Annotated in this window: 3 protein-coding genes; 1 reads left to right on the forward strand and 2 read right to left on the reverse strand. The window is 29.2% G+C overall.

The annotated features are described in order from the left end of the window. The first annotated feature begins 187 nt into the window (after positions 1–187). Positions 188–763, forward strand: coding sequence for a tetratricopeptide repeat protein (locus EZH24_RS10965; RefSeq protein WP_137999151.1), 576 nt, complete (start codon positions 188–190; stop codon positions 761–763). Here EZH24_RS10965 and EZH24_RS10970 read toward each other — a convergent pair. Further along, positions 747–998 (reverse strand): hypothetical protein, encoded by a 252-nt coding sequence (locus EZH24_RS10970; protein WP_137999152.1) that lies wholly within the window; start codon positions 996–998, stop codon positions 747–749. The two genes, EZH24_RS10965 and EZH24_RS10970, sit on opposite strands and share 17 nt — an antisense overlap. A 232-nt stretch (positions 999–1,230) precedes the next feature. Beyond that, positions 1,231–1,919 (reverse strand): flavodoxin domain-containing protein (locus EZH24_RS10975; protein WP_137999153.1); only part of this gene is annotated, 689 nt, incomplete at its 5' end.

Here is a 1,919-nt window from a genome sequence, read left to right on the forward strand (position 1 = left end):
TTAATAATTCTATCAATTTAAAGAAATTATAGCATGTTTTATAAAAAATGTCAATAGTTTATTTATTAAAATTATAATAAATAATTGTAGGATTTATAATGCCTGTAAGGAAATAGTTAAAAATATTTTGACATTTTACAATCGCTTTTATATAATTTATACAAATTAAAAATTATTGAGCTTGAAAATGATAAATAAAGAAAACCGTTATTTTTACGAAGCGTTAAGCGATATTCAAAATAAAGATTACGAAAAGGCGACAGAGAATTTACTTAAAGTAATTGAATTAGACGAAAAAAATTTGGACGCTTATTACAATTTGGCGAGAGTTTATTACGATACAAAATCCTACGATAAGGCTTTGGAAACTTATAACAAGTCGATAGAAATTTATCCGTATGATAGCGAAATTTATTATAATAGAGCCGAAGTTTATATTGAATTAAATCGGCTCGAAGAAGCTTTGGAAGATTTGGAGAAAGCGGTTTCGATAAATAAATCCAACTCGGACGCTTATTATTTGATTTCCGTTATATTCAGAAAACAAAAAAAATATAAGAAAGCGATTAAATATTTGAAAAAAGTTTTGGAGACGAACGGCGAAGATTATATCGCGTATTACGATATTTATAAATTATATAACATTTTAATTAGGCATGAAAAAGATGAAATTAAAAAAGAAAAATATTTGAAAATTGCGGAGAAGAGTTTGAAAAAATCCGCAAATTTGGGTTATGAGAAAGCGATTAATCGATTAAAATAAATATATTGCCATAGCCGTTGCCGAAGACACGCAAATGTTTGACTACTTCCAAATTGCCTAATATCGAAGCATACATTAAATGCGTCATTCCTTCCATATCTTCTACTAAAATATCGTTAATATTGGTAAAGCTTATTATATATTCATTACCGTTTACATTAATTTTGAATGTTTTTTTCGAACAGGCTATTACTCCTAAAATTATAATAGTCATTAAAGTTATTTTTTTTATCATTTGTTTTCTCCTTGATTTTTATGATTTTTTAAATTTATATTAAAATTATAATGCATTAATTAAAAAACTTAAGTAAAATTTTATATTTTTATCGAAAAAAATAAGAAAATTACAAAAACTTTGTAAATTAAATAATTTATAAATAAAAAGCCGATGGAAAATTATTAATTCTCCATCGGCTTTAATTTTCTAACTTTCTAATTAATTTATTAAATCATTAAATTAAAAAGCTTTATTTTTGTTGTTTGATAGATTCTACTATAGCGTCCACCAAAGCGTCCATTTCGCCTATATTCGCGTCTTTCATAGAAGAAGATACCGAAACTTGAGCGTCTAATACTTCGGAATTTTTAAGATTATTTTCTATAAACTCTTGCATCAAAGCGCCCGATTTAGGAGCCCAAGAACCGTTTTCTATGATGGCAAATTTTCTCTTTTGAAGATTAAGCGCCTTCATATCATGCAAATATTCATACATAGGCGGATAAATATTCAAATTGTATGTAACGGATGCCAAAACGACATGGCTCAATTTGAAAGTGTCGGAAATCAAATAAGATACATGCGTGCTTGACACATCATGCATAACTATATTTGTCACTCCCTTGTCGGCAAGTTTAGCCGCAAGAACCCCCGCCATATCTTCCGTGTTTCCATACATCGAAGCGTAAACGATTAAAACGCCTTTTTCTTCTGGAACATAAGTGCTCCATTTGTCGTATTTTTCGAGTATATATCCCAAATCCTTTCTCCAAACGGGACCATGCAAAGGACAGAATATTTTTATTTTGTCTATGATTCCGCCCGCTTTTTTGAGGAGATGTTGAACATGAGGACCGTATTTACCCACGATATTCGTATAATATCTTCTCGCTTCATCTAGCCAATCTCTATCGTTAACTTTGTCCGTGAATAATTTTC

The organism is Brachyspira catarrhinii (genome assembly GCF_005518285.1).
GTDB classification, from domain to species: domain Bacteria; phylum Spirochaetota; class Brachyspiria; order Brachyspirales; family Brachyspiraceae; genus Brachyspira; species Brachyspira catarrhinii.

Excerpts from the sequence above, each read along its gene's own strand:
- EZH24_RS10965 (WP_137999151.1), top strand. The coding sequence starts at position 188 with ATGATAAATAAAGAAAACCGTTATTTTTACGAAGCGTTAAGCGATATT.
- EZH24_RS10970 (WP_137999152.1), bottom strand. The coding sequence starts at position 998 with ATGATAAAAAAAATAACTTTAATGACTATTATAATTTTAGGAGTAATA.